The organism is Cellulosimicrobium sp. SH8 (assembly GCF_025818875.1).
Classification (GTDB): Bacteria; Actinomycetota; Actinomycetes; order Actinomycetales; family Cellulomonadaceae; genus Cellulosimicrobium; species Cellulosimicrobium cellulans_D.
Genome location: NZ_JAMXMH010000003.1, coordinates 197,536 through 224,479 on the forward strand (window position 1 = coordinate 197,536; position 26,944 = coordinate 224,479).

Genomic DNA, 26,944 nt, shown 5'->3' on the forward strand with positions numbered 1-26,944 from the left:
CGATCCTCGCCCGGCGGCCTGGAACGACGCCCGAGCCGACCGCGGGGGACCACGAGCACATGAGCACACCCGACACCTCCGGCACGCCGGACGGTGCCACGCCGGACCCGACGACGGCACCCGGTCCGACGACGCCCGCCGGCCCCGCCCAGGGCGACGACGCCGGCGGCTGGGGAGCCCCCGCGTACGGCGCGCCCGGCTACGGCGCGCCGGGCGGCGCGGCCCCCCAGCCCCAGTACGGCCAGTACGCCCCGGGATACGGACCCGGCCAGGTCCCGACGACGGACCAGCCGCCCGCGCCCGCCGCGCCGAGCGGGTGGGGACAGCCGCCGTCCGGTCAGCCGCAGCACGGGCAGGCCGCGCCGCAGGGTCCGGGCGGGTACGGCCAGCCGGGCTACGGGCAGGGTCAGTACGGGCAGGGTCAGTACGGGCAGGGTCAGTACGGGCAGCAGCAGTACGGGCAGCAGCAGTTCGGCGCCCCGGGCTACGGCCCGCCCGCCGGGTTCGCGGGCGCGCCCTACGTGGCCCCGGCCGCCAAGCCGGGGATCGTCCCGCTGCGCCCGCTGTCGCTCGGCGAGATCTTCGACGGCGCGTTCGGCGCGATCCGCCACAACCCCCGCGTCATGCTCGGCATGAGCACGCTCGTCGTCGTGATCGCCACCGTCATCGGGGCGCTGCTCGGGTGGGCGTTCTCCGGCTACTTCGCCGACTTCTTCCTCTCCCTGCCCAGCGAGTCCGGGCTGGGCGGGATGGAGAACGACTTCGCGATGCTCTACTCGAGCACGCTCGGGACCGGGCTCACGACGAGCCTCGCCACCCCCATCGTCAGCGGGCTGCTCACGGTCTCGATCGGGCAGTCCGTCATCGGGCGCAAGGCCACGATCGGGGAGGTCTGGTCCCAGGTCGGCCGCCGCGCGTGGTTCCTCATCGGCTTCTCGCTCCTGCTGGGCCTGGCGTGGGCGGTCGCCGTCTCGCTGGTCGTCCTCCTGGTCGTCCTCGGCTTCGCCGCCACGACCGGGCTCGGCGTGGTCCTGCTCGTCGTGGCCCTCCCGGGTCTCCTCGCCCTGGCGGTCTGGGTCGGCACGCGCACCGGTCTGGTCCCGCCCGCGCTCGCGCTCGAGGGTCAGCCGTTCTGGGCGACGGTCCGGCGCTCGTGGCTCCTGACGCGCGGCAGCTTCTGGCGCCTCTTCGGCATCTACCTGCTCGCCTACGTCGCGATGTACGTCGTCGTGCAGATCGTCGTCTCGCCGTTCAGCCTCGTGAGCACGTTCCTCCTCGCCGCGGGGCAGGGCTTCGTCGCGAACGCTCTGCTGGCGCTCGGTGTCGCGCTCTCGACGATCGTCATGACGTTGTTCCTCGGGAGCGTCGTGGCGCTGCTCTACATCGACGTGCGCATGCGGCGCGAGGGCCTGGACGTCGAGCTCGCCACCGCGGCGAACGCGCAGCCGCCGGCATGACGCTGCGGTCGCTCGCGGCCGACGTGCCCGTGCAGCCGGGCGCCGACGAGGCGCGCCGGTGGCTCGTCGAGGAGCTCGCGAAGCCCGAGTACCGCACGGAGCCGTCGCTCCTCCAGCGGTTCCTCGACTGGCTGCTCGGGCTCTTCGACGGCGCACCCACGATCGACCTGGGCGGCCCGCTCACCGCGGTGCTCGTCGTCGCGGTCGTGCTCCTCGTGGCCGGGATCGCCTACTGGGTCGCCGGCCCGGTGCGCCTGTCGCGCCGGGCGACGACGTCCGCCGTCGTGCTGGACGACGACGTGCGGACCGCCGCCGAGATGCGCGCGGCGGCCGACGCCGCGGCCTCCCGGGCCGACTGGGCGACCGCCACGCTCGAGCGCTTCCGCGCCGTCGTCCGCTCGCTCGAGGAGCGGGCCGTCCTCGACGCCCGTCCCGGGCGCACCGCGTGGGAGGCCGCCGAGGCCGCGGGCGAGCGCGTGCCCGACGTCGCGGACGGCCTCGCCCGCGGCGCGCACCTGTTCGACGACGTCGCGTACGGCAAGGCCGCCGTCGGGCCCGAGGCGGACGCGTTCCTGCGGGCGCTCGACGAGCGCACCCTGGCGACGCGTCCCGTGCTGCGGCCTGAGCTCGCGACGGCGGCCGCCTCGTCCTCGGGGGGTGACGCGTGAGCACCACGGCACCCCCGGGGCCCACCGCTCCCGCGGCCACGGACGGCCCCCGCACGGTCACGACGGCGCACGTGCCCGTCGTCGGCGACGGCACGACGGCCGGTTCCCGGGCGCGGAGCCGGTGGCGGCGCGCCCGCTGGCCCGTCGCGGTGGTCGTCGCGCTCCTCGTGCTCGCCGGCCTGTCCGCGATCGCGCGCCCCACGACCTCGGCGACGCCCCTGGCGCCCGACAACCCCGGCCCCGACGGCGCGCGCGCCGTCGCCGAGGTGCTGCGCGACCAGGGCGTCGAGATCACGTACGTCACGACGGTCGCGGACGCGGTCGCGGCGGCCGCGGACGGGGGCACCCTCCTCGTCGCGCAGGGCGACTTCCTGCTCGACGAGCAGGTCGACGCGCTCGTCCGCACGCCGACCGACCTCGTCCTGGTGGCTCCGCCCGACTTCCTGCTCTCGACCGCGACCGACGGCGGCGCGGAGCTCGCCTACGACTGGGGGTCGGGGACGTCCGCCCGGTCGGCGCGCTGCGACGACCCGGCCGCGGAGGCGGCCGGGTCGCTGCGCTCCGACGGCGTGGGCTTCCTCTCGCTCGACCGGACGACCGTCCTGTGCTTCCCCTCCGCCGACGACCCGTCGATCGGCGCCTACCTCGTGCACGAGACGGACGGGCGGAGCGTGCGCGCCGTCGACACGACGGCCGTGCTGCGCAACGACGCGGTCACCGACGACGGCAACGCCGCCCTCGCCCTGTGGACGCTCGGCGCGCACGACCGCCTCGTGTGGCTCGTGCCCGACCCGTTCGACACGTCGCTCGGCGGAGGCGAGGACGAGCAGACCCCGGCGCTCTCCCTCCCGCCGTGGTTCGGCGTCGTCGCGCTCCAGGTGCTCGTCGTCGTGCTCGTCGTTGCGCTGTGGCGCGGCCGCCGGCTCGGCCGGCTCGTGACGGAGGACCTGCCGGTCGTCGTGCGCGCGGCCGAGACGACGCGCGGCCGCGGCCGCCTCTACCGGCGCGCCGGGGCGCGCGGGCACGCCGCCGCCGGGCTGCGCGCGAGCGCCGCGGACCGGCTCGCGAACCGGCTCGGCCTCCCGCGCTCGGCCGACGCGCCCGCCCTCGTCGACGCGGTCGCCCGCGCGACGGGTCGCCCGGGCGAGCAGGTCGCCCAGCTCCTGTACGGACCACCACCCGCCGACGACGCGGCGCTGCTCGAGCTCGCGCGTCACCTTGACCGGATCGAGAGCGAGGTCTACCACTCGTGACGCACCACCCCGACGGCTCCGTGCCGCAGCCCGACCGCTACGCGCCGCCACCGCGCCAGGACCAGCCGCAGGGCCAGGACCCGAGCGTCGCCGACCGCGTCAGCGCGGCCGCCGGCGCACCCGGGCACGAGCCCGGAGCGCACGGTCCCGGCGCCCCGGCGCCCGGCTACGCCACCGCGCCCCAGGCCGCGTACGGCCAGCCCGGACCCGCACCCGTGCACGACGCGCCGCCCGCGCCGTCCCCCGAGCTGCGCCAGGCCCTGGCCGCCGTGCGCACCGAGGTCGGCAAGGCCGTCGTCGGGCAGGACGGGGCCGTGACGAGCCTGCTCATCGCGCTGCTGTGCAAGGGCCACGTGCTGCTGGAGGGGGTGCCCGGCGTCGCGAAGACGCTGCTCGTGCGAACGCTCGCCGCGTCGCTCGACCTCGGCACCAAGCGCGTGCAGTTCACGCCCGACCTCATGCCCGGCGACGTGACCGGCTCGCTCGTGTACGACGCGCGGACCGCCGAGTTCTCGTTCCGCGAGGGCCCCGTCTTCACGAACCTCCTGCTCGCGGACGAGATCAACCGCACGCCCCCCAAGACGCAGGCCTCGCTCCTCGAGGCGATGGAGGAGCGCCAGGTGTCGGTGGACGGGACGCCGCGCCCGCTGCCCGACCCGTTCCTCGTCATCGCGACGCAGAACCCCGTCGAGTACGAGGGCACCTACCCGCTGCCGGAGGCCCAGCTCGACCGCTTCCTGCTCAAGGTCGTGCTGCCCCTGCCCGAGCGCGAGCAGGAGGTCGAGGTGCTCGCGCGCCACGCCGCCGGGTTCAACCCGCGCGACCTCGCGGGCGCGGGCGTGCGCGCCGTCGCCGGGCGCGACGTTCTCGACCGGGCTCGTGCGGAGGTCGCGCGCGTTCAGGTCGCGCGCGAGGTCCTCGGCTACGCCGTCGACGTGTGCCGCGCGACGCGCCACTCCCCCTCGCTCTCGCTCGGTGTCTCCCCGCGCGGCGCCACCGCGCTCCTCGCGACGGCGCGCGCGTGGGCCTGGCTGTCCGGCCGCTCCTACGTGACCCCCGACGACGTCAAGGCCCTCGCGCACCCGACGCTGCGCCACCGCGTGCAGCTCCGGCCCGAGGCCGAGCTCGAGGGCGTGACCGCCGAGAGCGTGCTCGACACCGTGCTCGCGTCCGTCCCCGTCCCCCGCTGAGGCGTCGCACGTGGCCCTGACGTGGCGCGCCGTCGTGCTGACGGCGCTCGGGATCGTCCCCGTGCTGCTGTTCCCCGTGCCGGGGACGGTGCTGGTGTGGACGCTGCTCGTCGTCGCGCTGTGCGCGCTCGACGCGTCGCTCGCCGCGTCCCCGCGACGCGTCGCGATCGAGCGGCGCGTCCCGGGCTCGGTCCGCCTCACCGACACGACGACGTCGCGCCTCACCCTCACCAACCTCGCGCCCCGACGGCTCCGCGCTCTCGTGCGCGACGCGTGGCCGCCGTCCGCGGGGACCCAGGTCAACCGGCACCCGGTCGACCTGCCGCCCGGCGAGGCCACGCGCGTCACGACCGTCCTCGTGCCCACGCGGCGCGGCGAGCGCGTCGCCGACCGGGTCACGATCCGCTCGTTCGGCCCCCTGCGCCTCGCCGCGCGCCAGGCCTCGATCACCGTGCCCGGTCGGCTGCGCGTGCTCCCCGAGTTCGCGTCCCGCCGCCACCTGCCGAGCCGGCTCGCGCGCCTGCGCGAGATGGACGGTCGCGCCGCGGTCCAGGTGCGCGGCGAGGGCACCGAGTTCGACTCGCTGCGCGAGTACGTCCTCGGCGACGACGTCCGCTCGATCGACTGGCGGGCGTCCGCCCGCGGTCGGGACATGGTCGTGCGCACCTGGCGTCCGGAGCGCGACCGGCGCGTGCTCATCGTCGTGGACACGTCCCGCACGTCCACGACGCGCGTCGGCGACGAGCCGCGCCTCGACGCGAGCATCGAGGCCGCGCTCCTGCTCGCCGCGCTCGCCGGGCGCGCGGGCGACCGCGTCGAGCTCGTCGCGTACGACCGCACCGTGCGCTCGCGCGTCGCCGGGGCCGCCGGCCCACGTCTCATGCCCGCCATGGCCGACGCGCTCGCCCCGCTCGAGCCCGCGCTGCTCGAGACCGACTGGCCGGGGCTCGTCGGCGCCGTCCACGAGCGCCTGTCCCAGCGCGCGCTCGTCGTGCTCCTGTCCACCCTCGACCCCGCCGCGGTCGAGACCGGGCTGCTCCCCGTCGTCGGGCAGCTCACGGCCAAGCACCAGGTCGTGCTCGCCGCCGCCGGCGACCCCGAGGTCGCCGCCCTGCGCGACGACCGCAGCGGCACCGCCGAGGCGTACGACGCCGCCGCGGCGGCACGTGGCGAGATCGAGCGCGCCGCCGTGACGACCGTCCTGCGCCAGCGCGGCGTCGAGGTCGTCGACGCCCTCCCCGACGACCTCGCTCCCCGCCTCGCCGACACCTACCTCGCCCTCAAGGCCGCCGGCCGCCTCTGACATCCGGGCCGCCGACCGCGAGGTAGAACCCCCGGTCGCGAGGTAGAGCTCCTGGCGTTCTACCTCGCGCCCGGGGGTTCTATCTCGCGAGCAACGTTGCTGCCTTCGCGGGCGAGGTAGGGTCTTGCGGGTATCTTCACCGAGCTCAGGAGAACCCCGTGGCCTGGCAGCCGACCGATCCCCGGCAGCGCGCACGGCGCAACCGTCGAGTCGCGATGATCGTCGTGGCGGCGCTCCTCGCGACGTTCCTCATCCCCGCGCTCGCGATCGTGCTGTCCTGACCTGCCGATGGCGGACGGGCGGTACGGGCCGCGGCTGAGCCACGACGACCTCAGCCGCGCGCTGCTCGCGCGTCAGCACCTCGACGCCCCGCGCGAGGCGTCGGTGCTGGACGAGGTGCGGCACCTCGTCGGGCTCCAGTCACAGGTGCCGTCGTCGCCGTACCCCGCCCTGTGGTCGCGGCTCGCCGCGTTCGCGCCCGACGACCTGGGCTCGCTCCTCACCGACCGCGAGATCGTGCGCGTCGGCGCGCTGCGCGGCACGGTGCACCTGGTCGCCGCGGACGACGCGCTGGGGCTCACCGCGCTGGTGCGACCGACGCTCGCCGCGTACCTGCGGGCGAAGAACCAGCACGGCGCAGCCCTCGCGGACGTCGACCTCGACGCCCTCGAGGAGGTCGCACGCGACCTGCTCGACGAGCCGCTGACCTCGGTCGAGCTCGGCAGGCGGCTCGCCGAGCGGTGGCCCGACGTCGACCCCAAGCACCTCGCGTACGGGGCGCGCTGCCTGCTGCCGCTGGTCCAGGTGCCGCCGCGCGGGCTCTGGGGCGCGAACGGGCCGGGCACCACGACCACCTGGACGACGGCGCAGGCGTGGCTGGGCCGGTCCGACCCGGTCCACGACGCGGTCGCGCACGACACGGACCCCGCCGCCGTCCTCGCGGCGCGCGTCGGGCTCGTGCGGCGCTACCTGGCGGCGTTCGGACCGGCCTCCGTGGCCGACGCGCAGCGCTGGGCGGGACTGACCCGGCTCAAGGCCGCGTTCGACGTGCTGCGTCCCGAGCTCGTGACGTTCACCGGACCGGACGACAAGGAGCTCCTCGACCTCCCCGACGCACCCCGCCCGCCTGGCGACGTGCCCGTGCCGGTGGTCCTCGCGGGCGACTTCGACAACCTCGTCCTCTCGCACGACGACCGGACGCGGGTCCTCGGTGACGTCCCGGTCAAGAGCGTCGTGAGCGTCAACGGCCAGGTCGCGGCGACGGTGCTGGTCGACGGCCGCGTCGCCGGGGCGTGGACGGCGCGCCCGACAACCCCGTCCGCCCCCAGCCGGGCGACGACCGGGGCGACCCCGCCCGACGAGGCTGCGGACGACGTCGTGCACGTCGAGGTGCGCCCGCTGCGCGGACCCGCGGGTGACGCGGCCGGACGCGGCACGGGCGCGCGCGGGCTGGGCGACACCGACGTCCGTCGCTCCCCCGCGGACCGGCTCCGTGAGCCCGGCGTGCGCGACGCGGTCGTCGCGCGAGCCGAGGACTGGGTCCGGTGTGCGTGGCCGGGTGCGCGGGCGAGCGTCGTCGTGCACGACTGACCGCGCCCCACGGCTCCCCGGCCCCGAGCCGATGGCCGGCAGCCGATCCGGGAGCCGAGGAGTCCAGAGCCGGGAGGAGGGAGGAGCCGGGAAAACCGTCAGGCCGCGACCGGGGCGACGTCGCCCGCGTGGTCGGCGGTGAGGTCGCCGGTCTCTCCGGCCGCCACGGCACGACGACCGAGCACGATCGTGTAGACCCAGAACCCGGCGAGCGCGATCGCGCCGATGACGATCTTGAGCCACCACGGCATGGTCGAGCCCGTGACGAAGCCCTCGATGACGCCGGAGATCGCGAGCGCGATGGCGAGCCCGATCGCGACCGTGACGAGCGCACGTCCCTCCTGCGCGAGGGCACGCGAGCGCGGGAGCGGGCCGGGGTCGACCCAGGCCCAGAAGATCCGCAGCCCCGCGGCGCCGGCGACGAAGACCGACATGAGCTCGAGCAGGCCGTGCGGCGCGATGAGCTGGAGGAAGAGCCCCAGCTCGCCGTGCGCGGCCATCATGCCGCCGATCGAGCCCACGCCCACGGCGTTCGTGAACAGCACGTAGGCGGGGAAGATCCCCGTGATCCCCAGCCCGATGCACTGGGCCGCGATCCAGGCGTTGTTGGTCCAGACGACGGTGGCGAAGTCGAGGCCGGGGTCGTAGTACGACGCGAACGCCTCGTTCACGTAGTTCTCCTGGACGCTCGGCGGCCCCATGGACGCGAGGCCCTCGGGCGTCGTCGCGACCCAGATCCCGGCGACGAGCGCCACGACGAGGCACGCGACCGTCACGCCGACCGACCACCACCGGATCCGGTACAGGGCGGCGGGCAAGGACACGGTGAGGAACCGCACGACGTCGCGCCACGCGGGCTCGTGCGCTCCCGCGATGCGCGTGCGGGCCTTGCCCAGCAGCACGGACAGGCGCGAGATGAGCACGGGGTCCGGCGCGACGGACCGGACCGTCGACAGGTGCGTCGCGACGGCCTGGTAGAGCCGGACCAGCTCGTCCGCCTCGGCGCCGTCGAGCGTGCGCCGCGAGGTGAGGGTCTCCAGGCGGTCCCACTGCGCGCGGTGCACGTCGGTGAAGGCGTCGAGGTCCACGACCGATACCCTGCCACACAGGGCGTGCCGCCGGTGCGCCGACCGGCGCGCGGGCACGGACCCGTGACGGAACGAGGCGAGGAGCAGCGTGCGGGACGGCATCCTGATCGGCGAGGGCGTGGTCCTCGACGCACGACCGGCGTCGTTCGTCACGCGCGGCCTCGCGCTCTTCCTCGACATGCTGACGCTCTTCGTCGCGCTGTTCGCGCTGTTCTTCGCGACGTCGGGCTCGCTCGAGCTCGTCGACCCGGACTTCGCCCCGGCCATCGGGATCGCGCTCGCCGTCCTCGTCATGGTCGTCGTCCCGACGACGGTCGAGACGCTCTCGCGCGGCCGCTCGCTCGGCAAGCTCGCGCTGGGCATCCGGATCGTGCGCGACGACGGGGGCCCGGTCCGCTTCCGGCACGCCTTCCTGCGCGCCCTGGTCGGCGTCGGCGAGATCTGGCTGACGCTCGGCTCCGTCGCGCTCGTGGCGTCGCTGACGAACGACAAGGGAAAGCGCCTCGGCGACATGGCGGCGGGGACGTACGCGATCCGGGTGCGGGGCGGGCGGCCGACGCTCGCGCCGCTCGTCATGCCGCCGTACCTCGCCGCGTGGGCGTCCCGCGCCGACATGCGCCGCCTGCCCGACGGTCTCGCGCTCGCCGCGCGGCAGTTCCTCTCCCGCGCGGGCAAGCTCCACCCGGCGTCGCGGGCCCGGCTGGGGCAGGAGCTCGCGGGGCAGGTCGAGCGGTACGTCGCGCCGGGCCCGCCGCCCGGCACGCACCCGGAGACGTTCCTCCTGGCCGTGCTCGCGGAACGGCGGGACCGCGACTGGGCGACGGCGCAGCGCGCGCAGGCGCTCGCCGGCGAGCAGGCCGAGCTGCTGCACCGGCTCCCCTACTCGATCCCCGACCCCACGCGCTGACGCGACGACACCTGTCCGCCGCTCCTGTCAGCGGTTCGTCGCGCTCGAGCGCGTGCTGCCGCTGACAGGTCGCGCGGGACGGGCGTCCTCGAAGCGGCCCACCAGGCGGGAGATGCCCAGGAGCACGAGCGCGAACGCACCGAACCAGACCGGGCGGCTCGCCCACCAGTCGGCGCTGCCCGGCGCCGGGAGCTGCTGGCCGAGCACCACGAGCACGATCCCGACGACGACGATCATCGCCGTGAGGTGCCACAGGTAGACCGTCATGGACCGCCGGGCGATCCCCGCGACGACCGTCCGGCCGCGGCCGTCCGCCCAGCGCACGAGCGGCCCTCGGGCGGCGAGCGCCAGCGCGACGAGAGCGACCGCGTGCAGGACGACCGGCGCCGTCGGCGGGCCGAGGTTCGACATCGCGTCCCCCGGCATGCCGATGAGCGACACCGGGTACGGTCCGACGGCGACGAGCAGGGCCGCGAGCGCCGCCGCGGCGAGCCCGACGCCCACGAGCACGACCGGCCGTGGCAGGACGGCGACCGGCACCACGCGTCCCCGGCGCACGACCCGCGTCCCGGAGCGCGCGTCGGCGTACAGGAGCCCGATGGCGTAGGGGACGGCCCACACGAGCACGACGTCGACGAGCGCGAGGCGCTCCAGCCCCGCGCCGAAGCGGAGCGCCTCGACGGCGAGCGGTGCGGCGACGAGCGCCCCCACGGCCCACCAGCCCGCGGCGTGCAGCGCGCGGCGCAGGAGCGGCGTGAGCACGACGAGGCCGAGGTACACCGCGAGGAACCACAGGAGCTGCGGCGCGAGCGTCGCGAGCGAGCGCACGGCGTCCCCGGGCAGTCCCGCCACGAGCAGCACGCCGATCGCGACGACCCACGCCCCGACGAAAACCCCGACGGGTCGCAGCAGACGGGGCACGCGCCGACCGGCGAGCCGCGCCCCGGCCGCGAGGTCGGCGAGGGCGCTCGGGCGGGCCACCACCCGCCCGGCGCCCGCGAGCCCGCGCGAGCGACCGCCGTCGTCCCCGCGCTGCAGCCCGTACGCGGCCGAGGCCCCGGCGGCGAAGAACAGGAGCGCGAGGACCTGCAGCACCCAGGTGACGGTCCAGCCCGCGCCGTGCGCGAGGGCGTTGCCGATGCGCAGGTGCTCGCCGTCCCACGTCGCGTCCGCCATGAGCCAGTGCACCGTGAGGACGCTGAGCGTCGCGAGGGCCCGCACGGCGTCGACGAACACGTCGCGGCGAGGCCGGCGCGGACCGTCCCCTCCGGGGAGCGGGGCGGTGCCGGGCGTCCGCTCGGGGCCCGACCGCGGCCCGTCCCGGTGGGCGGGCGATCCTCCCGGGGGCGACGGTCGGACGGGCGCGGGCCGCGTGCGGGACGGCGCGCGGGTCGGGGACGGCGGCGGCGACAGGACGGCCACGGGATGCTCCAAGGTCGGCGTGCCCGGGAGGATCCCCGGTGCTCACCAGTCTCGAAACATCCTGTTCGTCCTGGTACGGGACGGTCCCCCGACCTCGCCGCGGCGGACCACCGCCGCGCACGGGGGTTGTCCCCCGGCCCGGTCCCGACAACTTGTCAGCAGCACGTCGCGCTCGGGCGCGAGCGCGTGCTGACAGGTGGAGGGACGGTCGGCTACACCTTGAGGTAGCGCAGCACGGCGAGCACGCGCCGGTGGTCGCCCGCGTCCTGGGGCAGGCCGAGCTTGCCGAAGATCGACGTGACGTTCTTCTCGACCGCGCCGTAGGAGAGGAACAGCGCTTCCGCGATGGCGGAGTTCGACCGCCCCTGCGCCATGAGCTCCAGGACCTCGGTCTCGCGCGGCGTGAGGCGCGCCAGCCCGTCGTCGGACCGCGAGGCGCCCATGAGCTGGCTCACGACCTCGGGGTCGAGCACGGTCTGCCCGGCCGCGATGCGCGTGAGCGCGTCGACGAACTCGCCGACGTCCGCGACACGGTCCTTGAGAAGGTACCCGACGCCGCGCGCGCCGCCCGTGAGCAGCTCGCTCGCGAACCGCGTCTCGACGTACTGGGAGAACAGCAGCACCCCGAGGTCGGGGTGCGCGGCGCGCAGCGCGAGAGCGGCGCGCAGGCCCTCGTCGGTGAACGTCGGGGGCATGCGGATGTCGACGACCGCGACGTCGGGCAGGGCGTCCTCGGCCGCGAGCCGGGCCACCCGCGCGACGAGCTCGTCGCCGTCCGCGACCGCCGCCACGACCTCGTGGCCGCGGCGCGTGACGAGCGCGACGAGCCCGTCGCGCAGGATGGCGGAGTCCTCGGCGATGACGAGCCGCATGGTGTCCTTCCGGTCGGGCGGGCCGTGCGACGGCCCCGGCGGGCGGGATGCCCCGGGGACATCGTGCCCGACGCCGTCCGCGCGCCCCCGCAGGACACGGTCGTCCGTGCGCACGTCAGACCCGCACGGGGAGGAGGACCGTGACGACCGTCGGGCCGCCGACCGGGCTCGTGAGCTCGAACGTGCCGTCCACGGAGCGCACGCGCTCCGCGAGGCCCGCGAGGCCGGACCGCTGACCGTCGGACCCGGGCTGCACGACGCGCGCGCCGCCCTGGCCGTCGTCGCGCACCCGCAGGCGCAGCCGCGCGCCGCGCCCGCTCCCCTGCCGCTCGACGAGCACGTACGCGCCCGTGGCGCGCGCGTGCTTGACCGCGTTGGTCACGAGCTCGGCGACGCAGAAGTACGCGATCGACTCCACGGCCGGCGCGAGCCTGCCCGACGCCTCGACGGCCGGGTCGACGTCGACCGTGACCGGGAGCGGCGAGCGCGCCGCGAGCGTCTCGAGCGCGACGGCGAGCCCGTTGTCGAGCGCCGGCGGGTGGATGCCGCGCGCGAGCTCGCGGAGCTCGACGAGCGCCTCCTTGGTCGACGAGTGCGCGAGGTCGACGAGCTCGAGCGCGTCGTCGCGGTCGCCCCCCGCGGCGAGCTGCTCCTTGGCCTCGCCGAGCTGCATCGCGACGGCGACCAGGCGAGCCTGCGTGCCGTCGTGCAGGTCGCGCTCGATGCGCCGCAGCTTCGCGTCGGCGTCCTCGACGGTGCGTCCGCGCGACTCCTCGAGGTCGGCGACGCGCAGGCTCGAGAGGGTCGGCCCGAGCAGCGCCACGGTGAGGGCGCGGAAGAGCTGGGCGAAGCCCCGCGTGAGCTGCGCCCAGAGCCAGAGGAAGAGCAGGCCGACGACGACGAGGCCGAGCTGCCGCACCGGGGTGTCGACGAACCAGTCCGTGCCGAACGACGCGCCGCGGTGCCACGACCCGTCGCTCGCCTGCTGGAGAGGGAGCCAGCGCGACCAGATCCAGTGCGTCATCCCGCCCAGCCCCACGGCGAGGAACACCGTGCTCACGACGAACGACACGATCGCGAGGGGGAACGTGACGAGGAGGAAGAGCACGGCCCGCCAGCCGGTCCCGTCGCCGATGCCGCTCCACAGCGTGCTCCAGAACCCGCGGCGCCGGACGTACGGCGCGGGGGCGGCGACGTCGATGCCGAGCGCCGAGCGCGCCAGGGACCGGTACATCGAGCCCCAGCCCCGCCCGCCGACCACGACCCACCCCGCGACCACGAGGCCGATGACCGGCACCAGCATCGCCACGAGGAAGACCACCGCGAACAGCCCGTAGGTGAACGCGAACGGCGCGAGGAGGATCGCGAGCCACAGGTACCCGTACGCGCGCCACGTCTGCCGGTGGAACGGCGCACGCGCGAACGCCACGCGCTCGCGGTGGTCGACGTACCGTGGGTCGGGCTGGGTGCCGGCGAACGACGTCGCGTCCGCGGCCGCCGTGGGCGTCGCCGTGACGCCCGTCGCGGGTGCGGTCGGTGCCGCCAGAGGTGCCCGCGCAGGTCCGGGCGTCGGGGTGCCCGACGTCGCGTCGTCCGCGGGCACGACGCTCGGCTGGTCAGGGGTCACGGCAGTCATGGTGCCAGTCTCGGCGACCCGAGGTCACGGCGACAGGGAGGCGTCCGCCCGACCGGGGTGGGGACAACCCCCGTGTCACGCCGTCGCAGCGGCCTCCTCCGCCGTCCGCGCGCCCGAACGCGATCGCGCCGACGAGCAGGAGCCCCGCAGCCGTCCACGTCCCCGTGACGAGGGCCACCCCGCGCCTCCGGGCCGGCACGACCCACACCGCGAGCGCGGCGCTCATCGGGCGACCGCCGGCGCGGTCGGCCCGGGGCGCGCGTCAGTGCAGCAGGTACTTGACGGCGATGACGATGCCGCCGAACGCTGCCGCCAGCGCGGTCTCCCCGACGAGCCGCGCGCCCCGCGCCCCCGCGCGGAACGCCGCGAGGAAGCCGACGACGCCCAGCAGCACGACGGTGAACCACACCGCGACGAGAGCGGCCGCCTCCGCGTCGCGCCCGAAGGCGTAGGCGATCAGGTAGACCGCGATCCCGGGAACCGCACCGAGCAACACCCCGACGTTGAGCCGGAGAGCCGTGAGGGTACGGTCCCACAGGGAGTGCCCGCTGTCGTGGAAGCGCCCGCTGACCGCGTCGACGTAGCAGTGCGCTAGCCAGTAGCCGACCGCCACGAGCGAGGTCGCGATCACGACGCGGTCCCCGCTCGGAGCGTGCACGCTCGAGACGGCCATGACGAAGCCGGCGACGATCGCGCCGTACAGCAGGTCGTGCGGGGGCTCGCGCTCCCAGCGGTCACCCACCCGGTGCCACAGGGGCCGGACGCGGCCCGGCGGCGGGCTGTCGGGCCCGTCCCCCGGCCCGCCGGGCTGCCCGTCGCTCGGCCCCGTCGTGCCCTCGCCCGGTGCGGGCGGGGGCACGACGGGGCCGCGCTCGTCGGACGACGGTTCCATGCGGCCTCCTCGTGGCGCGAGCGGGTCGTCGGCGCTCAGTAGCGGTAGTGCTCGGGCTTGTACGGGCCCTCCACCGGGACGCCGAGGTAGTCGGCCTGGGACGGCGAGAGCTCGGTGAGCCGCACGCCGAGCGCGTCGAGGTGCAGGCGGGCCACCTTCTCGTCGAGCACCTTGGGCAGACGGTAGACCTGGCGCGCGTACGAGCGCTCGCGGCCCTCCTGCTCGGCGCGGGTCGCGTCCTGGAACAGCTCGATCTGGCCGATCACCTGGTTGGAGAACGAGTTGCTCATGACGAACGACGGGTGGCCGGTCGCGTTGCCGAGGTTGAGCAGGCGCCCCTCCGACAGCACGACGATCGAGCGGCCTGCGGGCTGCCCGCCCGGACCGGGCTCGGCGAACGTCCACTCGTGGACCTGCGCCTTGATCTCGGTGCGGGAGACGCCCGGCACCTCGGCGAGGCCTGCCATGTCGATCTCGTTGTCGAAGTGGCCGATGTTGCCGACGACGGCCTTGTCCTTCATCGCGACGAGGTGCTCGGCGCGGATCACGTCCTTGTTGCCCGTGGTCGTGATGAAGAAGTCCGCCTCGCCGAGCACGTCCTCGATCCGGGCGACCTGGTAGCCGTCCATCGCGGCCTGGAGCGCGCAGATCGGGTCGACCTCGGACACGATGACGCGCGCGCCCTGGCCGCGGAACGCCTCGGCCGCGCCCTTGCCGACGTCGCCGTAGCCCGCGACGAACGCGACCTTGCCGCCCATGAGGACGTCGGTCGCGCGGTTGATGCCGTCGGGCAGGGAGTGGCGGATGCCGTACTTGTTGTCGAACTTCGACTTGGTGACCGAGTCGTTGACGTTGATCGCCGGGAAGAGCAGCTCGCCCGCCTCGGCGAGCTGGTAGAGGCGGTGCACGCCCGTCGTCGTCTCCTCGGTGACGCCCTGGATCGCCTGGGCGATCGTCGTCCAGCGCAGGGGGTCGGCCTCGAGCGCGCGGCGCAGCACGGCGCGCACGACGTTCATCTCGTGCGTGTGGTCGGGCTCGCCCGGCAGCGTGTCCGGCGGGACGACGCCCGCACGCTCGTACTGCAGGCCGAGGTGGACGAGCATCGTGGCGTCGCCGCCGTCGTCGAGGATGAGGTTCGGCGACTCGTCCCCGGGCCAGAGCAGGATCTGCTCGGTGCAGTCCCAGTACTCCTCGAGGCTCTCGCCCTTCCACGCGAAGACGGGCACGCCCTGCGGGTCCTCGGGCGTGCCGTGCGGCCCGACGACGACGGCGGCAGCGGCCTCGTCCTGCGTGGAGAAGATGTTGCAGCTCGCCCAGCGCACCTGCGCCCCGAGGGCGACGAGCGTCTCGATGAGGACGGCGGTCTGCACGGTCATGTGGAGCGACCCGGCGATCCGCGCGCCGGCGAGCGGCTGCGACGCGCCGTACTCGGCACGCAGCGCCATGAGGCCGGGCATCTCGTGCTCCGCGAGGCGGAGCTGGTGGCGGCCCGCCTCCGCGAGGGACAGGTCACGGACCTTGTAGCGGCCGGGGACCTCGTCGAAGCCGGGAGCGGCTCCCGGGGTGGCCGTCGGGGCTGGCGCTGTGGTGGACATGGTTCTCCTGTGCGTTCTCGGTGCCGGTCGGGCCGGTGGTACCGGCCGGTCCGGTGGTCGGCCGGTGGCTGCGCTGGGGGCTCCCGTCCGCGCCGGACGGGACCGCGGCCCGCCCGGTCCCAGCCTACCGACGACGGTGCCGACCGGCCCCGGCGAGCGGGACGCCCGACGCGGGTCACACCGTTCGTCCGGCGCGCGCGCCCGGGCGCGCGCGTAACACGAATGCTTGACCATCTCAAGATCACAAAGGGATAACGATCCGCGATCGTCCGTCATCCGCACCGTTGCAACGATGATCGGTCAAGAATCGTCCTGGAACAACCCCTGATCCACGACCTCTAGGTAGAAGTTGAACCTCGAATCAGGCAGGGTGCTGGAGTACCGATTGACGTCGGACCAGCATGTGGCCCGCTGCGCGCCGAGCGCGGAGGTCGCCCCCCGGGCGCCCGACCGCGACGCGATCAGGGGCCGCGTGCCACGCTCCCGAGACGCCGCCGCCGGACCCCTCTGGCGCCGTCCTCGCGCGGGGCGTGCCGGTCCCCCGCACGGAAGGTGGCGAGACCCGCCCGCATGACTGCCCCCAGCATCACCCCGCCAGACAGCACCACCGCAGCACCCGAGCAGGCCGAGCCGAGCACGACAGCCGCCGACGTGGCCGTCTCCGTCCGCGACGTCTACAAGGTCTTCGGCCGTCGGCCCGTCGAGGCCATCCGGCGCCTCGAGCAGGGCGCGACCCGCGACGACGTCAAGGCGCTCGGCACGGCCGCGGTCATCGACGCGAGCTTCGACGTCCGTCGCGGCGAGATCTTCGTCGTCATGGGCCTCTCCGGCTCCGGCAAGTCCACGCTCATCCGCATGCTCAACGGCCTGTGGAAGCCGACGGCCGGGCACGTGGTGGTCGGCGGGACCGACCTCGCGAGCACCGACGCCAAGCAGCTGCGCGCCCTGCGCCGCAGCAGCGTGAGCATGGTGTTCCAGCACTTCGCGCTCCTGCCGCACCGCACCGTGCTCGACAACGCGGCCTACCCGCTCGAGATCCAGGGCGTCGGCAAGGCCGAGCGCCGCGAGAAGGCCCGCACCGCGCTCGACCTCGTCGGGCTCGGCGGCTGGGAGGACTCGCTCCCGTCGCAGCTCTCGGGCGGCATGCGCCAGCGCGTCGGCCTCGCCCGCGCGCTCGCCGCCGACACCGACGTCCTCCTCATGGACGAGGCGTTCAGCGCGCTCGACCCGCTCATCCGGCGCGAGATGCAGGAGCAGCTCCTCGACCTGCAGCAGCGCCTCGGCAAGACCATCGTCTTCATCACGCACGACCTCAACGAGGCCATGCACCTCGGCGACCGCATCGCCGTCATGCGCGACGGGCGGATCGTCCAGATCGGCACCGCCGAGCAGATCCTGTCCGACCCCGCGAACGACTACGTCGCCCAGTTCGTCGCCGACGTCGACCGCACGCGCGTCCTCACCGCGTCGTCCGTCATGGTGCGTCCCGCGGTCGTCGTGCCCGTCAGCGGCGGGCCGCGCCAGGCGAGCCGCGCGATGCGCGAGGCGCAGGTCTCGGCCGCGTACGTCGTCGACCGCCAGCGCGTGCTGCACGGCGTCGTGCGCGACGACGACGCCGTGGCCGCCCTCAAGGCTGGCCAGGAGTCCATCGGCGACCTCGTGCACGACGGCGTCGCCCCCGTCTCCCCGGACACGCCCCTCGCGGAGATCTTCGCCCCCGCGGCCGAGTCCTCGCTGCCCGTGCCCGTGACCGACGGCGAGGGCCGCCTCGTCGGCGTCGTCCCGCGCGTCACCCTGCTCGAGGCCATGGTCCCGACCGAGCAGCCCCGCACGGGCGAGATCGACCTCGGCGCGCCGGCCGTGCAGGACGAGACCGTCGAGGACGCCGCCGTGGACGCCCAGGCGACGACCGAGGGAGGTGCCGCGTGAACGACACCCTCGTCCCCCGGATCCCGCTCGGCGAGTGGGTCGACACGTTCGTCGACTGGATGACCACGACGTTCCGGCCGCTGTTCCGCTTCGTCAAGGACGTCCTCGTCGGCATCTACGACGGCCTCGACACGATCCTGTCGAGCCCGCCGTTCTGGGTCGTCGCGCTCGCGCTCGCCGCCCTCGCGCTCCTCGCCAAGGGCTGGAAGCTCGCGCTCGGCTCGCTCGTCGGGTTCGTCGTCATCGCCGGCGTCGACCAGTGGGACAACGCGATGGACACCCTCGCGCTCGTCCTGCTGTCCGCCGTCCTAGCCCTCGTGGTCGCGATCCCGGTCGGCATCTGGGCCGCGCGCAACGACCGCGTCTCGGCCGTCGTGCGGCCGGTCCTCGACTTCATGCAGACGATGCCGGCGTTCGTCTACCTCATCCCGACCGTCGTCATCTTCCTCACGGGACCCGTCCCGGGCATCATCGCGACGATCATCTTCGCCATGGCGCCCGGCGTCCGGTTCACCGAGCTCGGCATCCGGCAGGTGGACAAGGAGGTCGTCGAGGCGGGCCAGGCGTTCGGCTCGACCCCGGGGCGCATCCTGCGCCAGATCCAGCTCCCGCTCGCGCTCCCGACCATCATGGCCGGCGTCAACCAGGTCATCATGCTGTCGCTCTCCATGGTCGTCATCGCGGGCATGGTCGGCGCCGGCGGCCTCGGCAACGACGTCGTCGCCGCGCTCCAGCGCGTCAACGTCGCGCTCGGCTTCGAGGCCGGTCTCGCCGTCGTCATCCTCGCGATGTTCCTCGACCGCGTGACCTCGGCCCTCGGCAACCGCGCCCCCGTCTCGCGGGCGCTCGCCGCGGCGCGCGTCTGAGGGGCGCGTCTGACGCGCGCACGAACCGAACCCGGCCGCAGCGCCGGGAACCCGCCCGCCGCACCCCCGGCGTCGGGCACACCGACCGGGTCCCCCCGGGCCCATGGAAGGACAGCATGACCCCCGCACGCACCCGCACCACCCGCCGCACCGCCCGCCGCACCGCCGCCGTGGCAGCGACCGCCGTCCTCGGCCTCGCGCTCACCGCCTGCGCCTCCGACTCCGGGTCGGGCGCCGACGACGGGGCGTCGTCCACGGGCGAGGACGAGACCTCGGTCTCCATCGGGATCCCGTCCGGCTGGGACGAGGGCATCGCCGTCTCCCACCTGTGGACGGCGATCCTCGAGGAGGAGGGCTACGACGTCTCCTCCCAGACCGCCGACGTCGGCGTGATCTACACCGGCCTGGCCGGCGGGGACTTCGACGTCACGCTCGACGTGTGGCTCCCCTACACGCACGCCTCCTACGAGAAGGAGTACGGCGACGAGGTCACCGACCTCGGCTACTGGTACGACGACGCCAAGCTCACCGTCGCGGTGAACGAGGACTCGCCCGCGCAGTCGCTCGAGGATCTCGCCGGCATGGCCGACGAGTACGGCAACAAGCTCGTCGGGATCGAGGCGGGCGCCGGCCTGACCGAGATCACCCAGGAGCAGGTCATCCCGACCTACGGCCTCGAGGGCATGGACTACTCCATCTCCTCGACCCCCGCGATGCTCGCCGAGCTCAAGGGCGCGACCGACGCCGGCGAGAACATCGCCGTGACCCTGTGGCGTCCGCACTGGGCCTACGACGAGTTCCCGGTCCGCGACCTCGAGGACCCCGAGGGCGCGCTCGGCGAGGCCGAGAAGATCCACATGTGGGGCTCGTCCGACTTCGAGGAGCGCTACCCGACGCTGACCAAGCTGCTCGGCGCCTTCACGCTGGACGACGAGCAGCTCTTCTCGCTCGAGAACATGATGTTCAACTCCGACGAGTACGCCGACGAGGCCGCTGCCGTCCAGGCCTGGCTCGAGGCGAACCCGACGTTCGTCGACGACCTCAAGGAGTCCGCGGGCGTCTGACCCGCCCTGCTCGACGCCGAAGGCCGGCTCCCCGTGGGGGAGCCGGCCTTCGGCGCGTCGTCGGACCGACGAGCACGGTCACAGCGGGCGCGCGTCGTCCTCCAGCAGGACCGGGATACCGTCGCGCACCGGGTACGCGAGCGGGCGGTCGGGGTCGGTGGAGTGCAGCTCGGGCTCTCCTGTCGGCCCGGTGCCGTCCACGAGCCGCGCGCCCGTCACGGGGCAGCGCAGGGCCTCGCGCACCCAGGGGTCGATCTGCAGGCTCATGCTCGCTCCTCGTCGTCTCCAGATACAGCGCCTTCGTGAGTCTACGGGTTGCCGCGAGAGAAGCCCGGGCCGTCGAGTCAGCACTGGTCGAGGCTCGCGACGCGGTCGTCCAGCGCTCCGCGACCGCCGAGGAGCGTGTACCGGGTGACGCCGAGGTAGCGCCCCTCGCCGAGCGTGAGCTTCGGGACGCACGTCTTCGGAACCACCCACAGCGGCATGGGGACAGAGCCGGCGAGCGCCGCGCCGGCGAGCGCGTCCGCGAAGTCGCCGCCGGTGGCGAGGAGCGCCTCGTCCGCGGAGCCGAAGACCGCCGCGTTGACCCGCACCGACGTCTCGTACCGGTCTCTCCCCGCCTGGCGGGCGACGCCGTCCACGAGAACCGTCCCGAGGTCCTTCTCGACTCCTGCGGTCACGGCACCCGTCCCCCCGACGATGTGCACCCCACGGATGCCCAGGCGCTGGAGGAGGGCCTTCGTCTCGGCGTCAGCGCGCGAAGCGAGCCCGTCGACGAGGATCACCGGGACGCCCCAGGCCCCGGCGGTCGCACCGGCCGAGAGCGCATCGGGGTAGTCCCTACCCGTCGCGACGAGCGAGACCGTGAACGGACCGTCTCCTCCGAACGCCCGCTCGTTGACGACGCGCGACGTCGCGTAGCGGTCCGGACCCGAGTCGCGTCGGATGTCGGGCGCCAGGGCGGCGAGCGTCGCGTAGACGTCGGCGGACACCGCGCCCTCACCCCCCACGACGACGATCTGCTCCGGTGCCAGCCGTTCGATCTCGGAGCGGATCACGCTGGGCAACGCGGACGACGGGGTGAGCAGGAGCGGGCCACCCGCATGGGCGGCCGCCGGGCCGGCGCTCAGCGCGTCTGCGAAGCCCACCCCGCTCGCGACGTAGACGACAGGCGAGCCCTCAGGATGCCCCGCTCTCGAGATCGCGACCGCCGTCTCGTAGCGATCCGCGCCGGCGAGACGCGCGGTCGTCGGGTTGAGGACAGGATCCGTGTCGGCAGGGCCGAGAGCCGCGCCGTCATCCCCTGCCGCGCCGGTCGTGCGGACGTCCACGGCCGCGCCCGCGGAAGCCGCCGTCGGTGCCGCCAGGAGAAGTGCGAGCGCTCCGGCGACGGCCACGAGCCGACGCGCGACGCGTGGGTGCCGTCGGAATACGTGCGGAGTCGCTGTCGTGCGAAGGCAGTTGGGATGCATCTGGGCCTCGTCTATCGGATGGGAGGCGGCGGCCCCGGAGGCCAGCCGCCAGGGCTGAGGTGACGAACGTGATCCGCCGACGGCTCACCGAGGATGCAGGAGCTCACGAGAGGCGGGGACTGCACCGTCGATGCTCGGTACGAGGGGAGGGCAGGCCTGGAACCGATCCGCTCCAGGCCTACCGTCCCCAGCGCTCAGCAGCGCGACAGTGCCGCGACGCCGTCTCCCAGCGCCCCACGCCCTCCGAGCAGGAAGTACGTGGTCACGCCGAGCGCCGCACCGTCGTCGAGCACGCCGCCGGGGACGCACGTGCTCGGGACCACCCACAGAGGAAGGGGGAGTGCGCCGGCGGCCGCCGCGCCCGCGAGCGCGTCCGCATACCCGGAGCCCGTCGCGAGGAATGCCCCGGTCGCCCACTCGAAGACGCCCTGGTTCAGTGCCACCGACGTCTCGTAGCGGTTCTTGCCCGCGAACCGGGCGACCGCCCCGTTAATGTACGGCTCGTCCAGCAGGTCGGCCTCGATGCCGGCGCTCACCGCACCGTAGCCCCCGGCGATACCGACGGCCTCGACTCCGAGCGTCTGGAACAGCTGCTTGGTCGTCGCGTCGACGCCGGGAGCCTTGCCGTTGACCAGGACGACGGGGACCCCGTAGGCGCCGGCCACCGCGCCCGCGGAGAGCGCGTCCGGGAAGTCCACGCCGGTCGCGAGGTACGCGACCCCGACGGGGGACCCGGCGAACGCGCGCTCGCTCACGAGGCGCGACGTCGCGTACCGGTCGGCCCCCGAGTCACGACGGATCGCGGGGGTGTAGGCCGCGAGCTGACTGTACACCGCGTTCGAGACGGCGCCGGAGCCGCCCACGACGACGATGCGCTGCGGGGCGAGGCGTGCCAGCTCGTCCGCGACGACCGTGGGGACGCCGTTCGGCTGGACGAGCAGGAGCGGGCCACCCTGCACCGCGGCGGCCGGGGCCGCGCTCAACGCGTCGGCGAAGCCCGTGCCGCTCGCGACGTAGACGACCGGGACACCCGGGTCGAAGGCGGCGGAGACGGCCACCGCCGTCTGGTAGCGGTCCTTGCCCGCTACCCGCTCGGTCCCGGCGGCCGCGAAGGCCTGGACGCGCTGCTCGAGCTCGGCCTCATGCTCCGGGGTCAGACGTGACGCGAGGAGGTCCTGGAACGACCTCACCCCACCGGACTGCTCGCCGAGCGTGGTGGCGCCCGGACCGGGGAGGGGCTCCGCCCCCGCGGTAGCGGCCACGCCACCGACCACGGTGAGCGCCAGCGTGGAGGCGAGGAGCGCACGCGCGACGCGGCGCGCGCGGACGGGGGTGCGGCGGTCGAGGTCCGCGCCCCGCAGGGGTGTTGCCATTCTGAGTTCCTCTCAGCGGTTGTACAGGGTGCGCTGAGAGTAGCGGTGGTTCGGACGTTCCCCTAACGAGTCTCGCGCACGAGCGACAGGACGTCGTCGCGCACCTTCTCCATGATGTCCTCGTCGGCGGCCTCGACGTTGAGCCGCAGCAGCGGCTCGGTGTTCGAGGCGCGGAGGTTGAACCACCACTGCGGGTGGGCGTCCCAGTGCGAGACGGTCAGGCCGTCGAGCTCGTCGACCTCGACCGGGCCGCCCCCCTGCTGCGTCACGTACGCCTCGACGACGCGCGCCCGGGCGGCGGGCAAGTCGGCCACGGTCGAGTTGATCTCGCCCGAGGCGACGTACGGCTCGTACATCTCCCCGAGCGCCGAGAGAGGGTGGGGCTGGGACCCGAGCGCGGCGAGCACGTGCATCGCCGCGAGCATCCCCGTGTCCGCGAAGAAGAAGTCGCGGAAGTAGTAGTGCGCGCTGTGCTCTCCGCCGAAGACGGCGTCGTTCTCGGCCATCTCCGCCTTGATGAACGAGTGGCCCACGCGCGTGCGCACCGTGCGAGCGCCGGCCGCCCCGAGGAAGTCGGGGACGGCGCGCGACGTGATGAGGTTGTGGATCACGGTCGGCGTGCGCCCGGCCTCGACCTCCTTCGCGACCTCGCGCAGCCCGACGAGCGCCGTGATCGCCGACGGCGACACCGGGTCGCCGTGCTCGTCGACGACGAAGCAGCGGTCCGCGTCGCCGTCGAACGCGAGCCCGAGGTCGGCGTCGTGCTCGACGACGGCGGCCTGCAGGTCGAGCAGGTTCTTCGGGTCGAGCGGGTTGGCCTCGTGGTTCGGGAACGTGCCGTCGAGCTCGAAGTACAGCGGCACCACGTCGAGCGGGAACGCGGGCAGCCCCGCGCCCGTGCCGAGCACCGCGGGGACGGTGTACCCGCCCATCCCGTTGCCCGCGTCGACGACGACCTTGAGCGGCCGGATCTCCGACAGGTCCACGAGCGAGCGCAGGAACTGCGCGTAGTCCGCGAGCGTGTCCCGGTCGCTGACCGTGCCCTGCTCGTCCGCGGCGGCCGGCAGGCCGTCGTCCAGGTAGCCCTCCGCGAGCCGGCGGACCTCCGCGAGCCCCGAGTCCTGCCCGACGGGCCGCGCGCCCGCCCGGCACAGCTTGATCCCGTTGTAGACCGCGGGGTTGTGGCTCGCGGTGAACATGGCGCCGGGGACGCCGAGAGCACCTGACGCGTGGTACAGCCCGTCCGTGGAGCAGAGCCCGATCCGGACGACGTCGACCCCCGCCTCGGTGAGCCCGGCCGCGAACGCGTCCACGAGCTCCGGGCCGGAGTCCCGCATGTCGTGCCCGACGACGACGCTCGCACGGGCAGGTCCGTCGCTGGCCGTCGCCGGCGCCTCAGGAAGGACGACGGCGCGGGCGAACGCCGCGCCGACGGCCTTCGCCACCCGAGGGTTGAGCTGGTCCGGGACGGTGCCGCGGACGTCGTACGCCTTGATGAGGTGGGAGAGGTCGGTCGTCACGCCGCCCACCCTACCGAGGCGGGAGCGCGGGGGTGCGTCGGATCAGTCGCCCTCGGCGCGCAGCACGCGCAGGTGGCCGCGTCGTCCCACCTCGGTGACGTCCGGCGGCTCGGGCTCCGTCCGGACCTTGCCCGCCTCGCGTACCGCGTCCGCGAGCGCCGACAGGTCGTCGTCGCTCGGGCCGGTCTCGACGAACTGCGGGGACAGGCGCACGACCTCCCAGCCGCGCGGCGCGGTGAGCCGCTCCGCGTGCTCGGCGCACAGGTCGTAGCTGTGCGGCTCGGCGAGGTGCGCGAGGGGGCCCAGGACCGCCGTGGAGTCGGCGTAGACGTAGGTGAGGGTCGCGACGGCGGCACGGACGCACGCCGTGCGCGAGCACTGCCTGACGGATCTCACGCGCTGACCTTACGCCCTCCGGGCGTGCCGTGGGGCCGGCACACGCCGTCCTGGTGCTCGCGCCACCGCAGGTGGGCGCGCTGCGCCGGGCGTCGGCGGGCTAGAGTCGTGGTGTGCGTGGCAACACTCCGTCCCCGGGCTCGCGGCCCGAGCCCGCCGGCAAGGGGCGCCGGGCCCGCGACCGCTGGTCGCGCCGGGCGGCCCCCGCCCCGCCCCCCGTCTCGTTCGACGAGCTCGTCATCCCGCCCCGTGCGCCCGGACCGGGCGGTCAGGGCCCGGTCCCGCGGCGTCGGGACCGTCGTGGTCGCGGGATCCGCGGTCCGCTCCTGCCACCGACCGCACCGGCGAGCCGTACGCGGGCGGAGAAGTTCGACGACGTCGTCGTCGACGTCGTCGAGCGGGTCGAGCAGTCGTGGGCCAAGCAGCTCCGCGGGACGGAGTTCGCGGTCGAGGACGTCCCGCCGTCGGACCCCGCACCCTGGGAGGACGGCGGCGTGCCGCTCGGCCGGTGCTTCCCCGCCGAGTCGGGACAGCCCGCGCGCATCGTCGTCTACCGTCGACCGGTCGAGGCCCGTGCGTTCGACGCCGAGGACTTGGAGGACCTGGTCCGCGACGTGCTCGTGGAGCAGGTCGCCCACCTGCTCGCGCGCACCCCGGAGGAGATCGACCCCCGCTACACCGGAGACCGCTGAACCACGGCCCCTAGCCGCCGAGGCCCGCGGTGTCCGAGGCGCGGACCGCGACGGTTCCGGGGGCCGGCGCGTCGACGACGGGCAGGAGCACCGAGAGCAGGCTCGGCGCCTCGTCGCCGTCGTCCCCGCTCGGCGGACCGGCGCTCGCCGTGACCGACCATGCCGGGTGCAGGTCTCCGCGGGCGCCGACGACGTCGACCGTCACGACCGCGACCGTCGCGTCCGAGCCCTTCGCCCGCAGCGTGCTGGGGTCGAGCGTCTGCGTCGTGCCGGCGGGCAGCCTCACCGTCGTCGCGCCAGCCTCCGCCCCGGCGTCGTCGTAGGCGCCTACCCGGAGCTCGAGCGCACCGTCGGCTGTCTCCTCCGCACCCGCGGCGGGCACGGCCGCCAGCGTCAGGACGGACGACGTGCCCGGGACGAGCGCGACCTGCCCGGCGCGCACGTCGTCCTCCTCGGTCGGGACGTCGTCCCCCGCGGGCGCCAGCGCGCGTGCCGCGATCCACGCCCGGTCGTACTGGCGCTCCTCGTGGAGCAGGTCGGGGTCCGGCTCGCCCCGCCGGTCGACCGACGCCCCGGCGACGACGGGGACGTCCGCGTGCACGGCCACGGCGTACGACCCCGCGGGGAGGCCGCCGAGCGAGACGTCGGTGACGACCCCGGGCGTGAGGGCGACGTCCTCCACGCCGCGCAGCGGCACGGGCCCGTCCGCGCCGTAGACCGTCACGTGCGCGGACCCGGCCTGGTCGCCCGGGGCGAGGAGGCGGAGCTGCGGGGCGTGCGGGTCGTCGACGGCCTCGCCGACGCTCGCGACGCCCGCGAGCGCGAGGTCGTGCGCGGGTTCCGCGCCGGGGACCACGTAGTCGACGCCGAGCGGCACCAGCCCGTCGAGCGTCGAGTGCTGGAGGTACGCGGAGACGAGCCCGCCGGTCGCCGCGACGTGCACCACGAGGCGCCGCTGCTCGGGGGCGGCGGCCTCGACGAGCGTCACGACCTCCTCACCCGGGCCCACGAGCTGCTGCCCGCCCCCGGAGAGCACCGCGGCCCCTCCCTGGCCCCAGACGTCGACCTGCACGACCGCCGGCGTGAGCCCAGGGTTCTGGAGCACGAGCTGGGTGCTGCTGCCGATCTGGGTGCTCCCGCCCACGAGCCACTGGCTGATGCCGGGCCGTGAGCAGCTCGCCGCGGCGAGGCCACGCAGGTCACCGGCGGTCGTCACGGACCCGACCGACGCCGCGACGCGCGGCGCCGCCCCCTCCTCCGGGCGGACGGTCAGGACGGTGCCCGCGGCCGGGTCCGCGACGGTGCTCACCGTGACGTCGCCTTCGGGCGCCGGCTCGAGCGCCCGGGTGTCGGCACGCGCCACCGTGCCGTCGAACGCGCCGAGCTCGGCCGACCCGTCGCCCTCCACGACGGCGCGCAGGCTGCTCTCGGTGCCCACCGGCGCGGGACCGAACTGCGCGTCGCCGACCGTCTCCGGGTCGGTGAGCCGCGCGGGGCCCGGGCAGACCGTGACCTCCGGGCCCGGCTCGACGGCGACCTGCTCGACCGCGTCGGCGGGGACCGGTGCGGCGGGGACGAGCGTCGCGCCCGTGCTCCCGAACGCGGCCACGGCGCCAGCCGCGAGCATCGCGACCAGGCCTGCGCCCGTCGTCGTGATCCGGCGCACCAGCCCGCGCCGCCCGCCGTGGGGCGTCGCGGCGCTCGCCCCGTCCGGGACCGTCCGACTCCGACCCTGACCCGTCTCGTTCTCCGTCGCCAC

At 75.0% G+C, this 26,944-nt stretch carries 24 protein-coding genes; 12 read left to right on the forward strand and 12 right to left on the reverse strand.

All coding sequences use genetic code 11. The features are described 5' to 3' along the window. Positions 1-59 precede the first annotated feature (59 nt). The 7 genes from NF338_RS05860 to NF338_RS05890 all read left to right on the forward strand — a co-directional run bounded on the left by NF338_RS05860 (position 60) and on the right by NF338_RS05890 (position 7,461). A complete protein-coding gene (locus NF338_RS05860) occupies positions 60-1,457 on the forward strand; it encodes a hypothetical protein (RefSeq protein WP_264029921.1) in 1,398 nt (465 codons plus the stop codon). Next, positions 1,454-2,125: a DUF4129 domain-containing protein gene (locus NF338_RS05865; RefSeq protein WP_264029922.1), complete on the forward strand. Its 672-nt coding sequence runs from the start codon at positions 1,454-1,456 to the stop codon at positions 2,123-2,125. The genes NF338_RS05860 and NF338_RS05865 overlap by 4 nt, the downstream gene beginning before the upstream one ends. Continuing rightward, positions 2,122-3,378, forward strand: coding sequence for a DUF4350 domain-containing protein (locus NF338_RS05870; protein WP_264029923.1), 1,257 nt, complete (start codon positions 2,122-2,124; stop codon positions 3,376-3,378). Before NF338_RS05865 ends, NF338_RS05870 begins: the two co-directional genes overlap by 4 nt. A 215-nt stretch (positions 3,379-3,593) precedes the next feature. Then, complete coding sequence (locus NF338_RS05875) at positions 3,594-4,568, forward strand: AAA family ATPase (RefSeq protein ID WP_264030055.1); 975 nt, start codon at positions 3,594-3,596, stop codon at positions 4,566-4,568. Between the two features lie 10 nt (positions 4,569-4,578). Further along, the gene (locus NF338_RS05880) at positions 4,579-5,871 is read left to right on the forward strand and encodes a DUF58 domain-containing protein (protein WP_264029924.1); all 1,293 of its coding nucleotides are present in this window, start codon (positions 4,579-4,581) and stop codon (positions 5,869-5,871) included. A gap of 158 nt (positions 5,872-6,029) precedes the next feature. Continuing rightward, the gene (locus tag NF338_RS05885; protein WP_255318720.1) at positions 6,030-6,152 is read left to right on the forward strand and encodes a hypothetical protein; all 123 of its coding nucleotides are present in this window, start codon (positions 6,030-6,032) and stop codon (positions 6,150-6,152) included. 7 nt (positions 6,153-6,159) lie between these two features. Further along, complete coding sequence (locus tag NF338_RS05890; protein ID WP_264029925.1) at positions 6,160-7,461, forward strand: winged helix DNA-binding domain-containing protein; 1,302 nt, start codon at positions 6,160-6,162, stop codon at positions 7,459-7,461. A 98-nt stretch (positions 7,462-7,559) separates the two neighbouring features. On the opposite strand, the gene NF338_RS05895 is transcribed toward NF338_RS05890, so the two are convergent. Beyond that, positions 7,560-8,549: a stage II sporulation protein M gene (locus NF338_RS05895; RefSeq protein ID WP_264029926.1), complete on the reverse strand. Its 990-nt coding sequence runs from the start codon at positions 8,547-8,549 to the stop codon at positions 7,560-7,562. Positions 8,550-8,637: 88 nt separating this feature from the next. On the opposite strand from NF338_RS05895, the gene NF338_RS05900 reads away from it, so the two are divergent. Next, positions 8,638-9,456 (forward strand): RDD family protein, encoded by an 819-nt coding sequence (locus NF338_RS05900; protein WP_264029927.1) that lies wholly within the window; start codon positions 8,638-8,640, stop codon positions 9,454-9,456. Positions 9,457-9,483: 27 nt separating this feature from the next. Here the strand turns inward: NF338_RS05900 and NF338_RS05905 are convergent, their stop codons facing one another. From NF338_RS05905 to ahcY, 5 genes are all read right to left on the reverse strand, one after another. Then, positions 9,484-10,692, reverse strand: coding sequence for an acyltransferase family protein (locus tag NF338_RS05905; RefSeq protein WP_264029928.1), 1,209 nt, complete (start codon positions 10,690-10,692; stop codon positions 9,484-9,486). 398 nt (positions 10,693-11,090) lie between these two features. Beyond that, positions 11,091-11,750 (reverse strand): response regulator transcription factor, encoded by a 660-nt coding sequence (locus NF338_RS05910; protein WP_087472475.1) that lies wholly within the window; start codon positions 11,748-11,750, stop codon positions 11,091-11,093. Between the two features lie 115 nt (positions 11,751-11,865). Beyond that, complete coding sequence (locus NF338_RS05915; protein ID WP_264029929.1) at positions 11,866-13,386, reverse strand: sensor histidine kinase; 1,521 nt, start codon at positions 13,384-13,386, stop codon at positions 11,866-11,868. Between the two features lie 262 nt (positions 13,387-13,648). Beyond that, positions 13,649-14,278 (reverse strand): hypothetical protein, encoded by a 630-nt coding sequence (locus NF338_RS05920; RefSeq protein ID WP_087469563.1) that lies wholly within the window; start codon positions 14,276-14,278, stop codon positions 13,649-13,651. Between the two features lie 35 nt (positions 14,279-14,313). Further along, the gene (gene ahcY / locus NF338_RS05925; protein ID WP_264029930.1) at positions 14,314-15,873 is read right to left on the reverse strand and encodes an adenosylhomocysteinase; all 1,560 of its coding nucleotides are present in this window, start codon (positions 15,871-15,873) and stop codon (positions 14,314-14,316) included. A 570-nt stretch (positions 15,874-16,443) separates the two neighbouring features. Between ahcY and NF338_RS05930 the strand changes: the two genes are divergently transcribed. The 3 genes from NF338_RS05930 (at position 16,444) to NF338_RS05940 (ending at position 19,732) form a co-directional block, all read left to right on the forward strand. Beyond that, positions 16,444-17,802, forward strand: coding sequence for a quaternary amine ABC transporter ATP-binding protein (locus NF338_RS05930; protein ID WP_264029931.1), 1,359 nt, complete (start codon positions 16,444-16,446; stop codon positions 17,800-17,802). Further along, positions 17,799-18,668 carry an ABC transporter permease gene (locus tag NF338_RS05935; RefSeq protein WP_264029932.1) on the forward strand — a complete coding sequence of 290 codons (870 nt, stop codon included), beginning with the start codon at positions 17,799-17,801 and terminating at the stop codon, positions 18,666-18,668. Before NF338_RS05930 ends, NF338_RS05935 begins: the two co-directional genes overlap by 4 nt. Before the next feature lie 116 nt (positions 18,669-18,784). After that, the gene (locus tag NF338_RS05940) at positions 18,785-19,732 is read left to right on the forward strand and encodes a glycine betaine ABC transporter substrate-binding protein (RefSeq protein WP_264029933.1); all 948 of its coding nucleotides are present in this window, start codon (positions 18,785-18,787) and stop codon (positions 19,730-19,732) included. Between the two features lie 78 nt (positions 19,733-19,810). Here NF338_RS05940 and NF338_RS05945 read toward each other — a convergent pair whose 3' ends face one another. The 5 genes from NF338_RS05945 to NF338_RS05965 all read right to left on the reverse strand — a co-directional run bounded on the left by NF338_RS05945 (position 19,811) and on the right by NF338_RS05965 (position 24,493). After that, positions 19,811-19,999 carry a Trm112 family protein gene (locus NF338_RS05945; RefSeq protein ID WP_087469567.1) on the reverse strand — a complete coding sequence of 63 codons (189 nt, stop codon included), beginning with the start codon at positions 19,997-19,999 and terminating at the stop codon, positions 19,811-19,813. A 77-nt stretch (positions 20,000-20,076) separates the two neighbouring features. Next, the gene (locus NF338_RS05950) at positions 20,077-21,129 is read right to left on the reverse strand and encodes a cell wall-binding repeat-containing protein (protein WP_264029934.1); all 1,053 of its coding nucleotides are present in this window, start codon (positions 21,127-21,129) and stop codon (positions 20,077-20,079) included. Positions 21,130-21,398: 269 nt separating this feature from the next. Continuing rightward, positions 21,399-22,577 (reverse strand): cell wall-binding repeat-containing protein, encoded by a 1,179-nt coding sequence (locus tag NF338_RS05955; protein WP_264029935.1) that lies wholly within the window; start codon positions 22,575-22,577, stop codon positions 21,399-21,401. 62 nt (positions 22,578-22,639) lie between these two features. Beyond that, positions 22,640-24,097, reverse strand: coding sequence for a phosphomannomutase/phosphoglucomutase (locus NF338_RS05960; protein WP_264029936.1), 1,458 nt, complete (start codon positions 24,095-24,097; stop codon positions 22,640-22,642). A gap of 42 nt (positions 24,098-24,139) precedes the next feature. Next, positions 24,140-24,493 carry a DUF3499 domain-containing protein gene (locus tag NF338_RS05965; protein ID WP_047232115.1) on the reverse strand — a complete coding sequence of 118 codons (354 nt, stop codon included), beginning with the start codon at positions 24,491-24,493 and terminating at the stop codon, positions 24,140-24,142. A gap of 113 nt (positions 24,494-24,606) precedes the next feature. Between NF338_RS05965 and NF338_RS20975 the strand changes: the two genes are divergently transcribed. Then, positions 24,607-25,185: a metallopeptidase family protein gene (locus NF338_RS20975; RefSeq protein ID WP_307840181.1), complete on the forward strand. Its 579-nt coding sequence runs from the start codon at positions 24,607-24,609 to the stop codon at positions 25,183-25,185. Between the two features lie 10 nt (positions 25,186-25,195). On the opposite strand, the gene NF338_RS05975 is transcribed toward NF338_RS20975, so the two are convergent. Continuing rightward, complete coding sequence (locus NF338_RS05975) at positions 25,196-26,944, reverse strand: DUF5719 family protein (RefSeq protein ID WP_264029937.1); 1,749 nt, start codon at positions 26,942-26,944, stop codon at positions 25,196-25,198.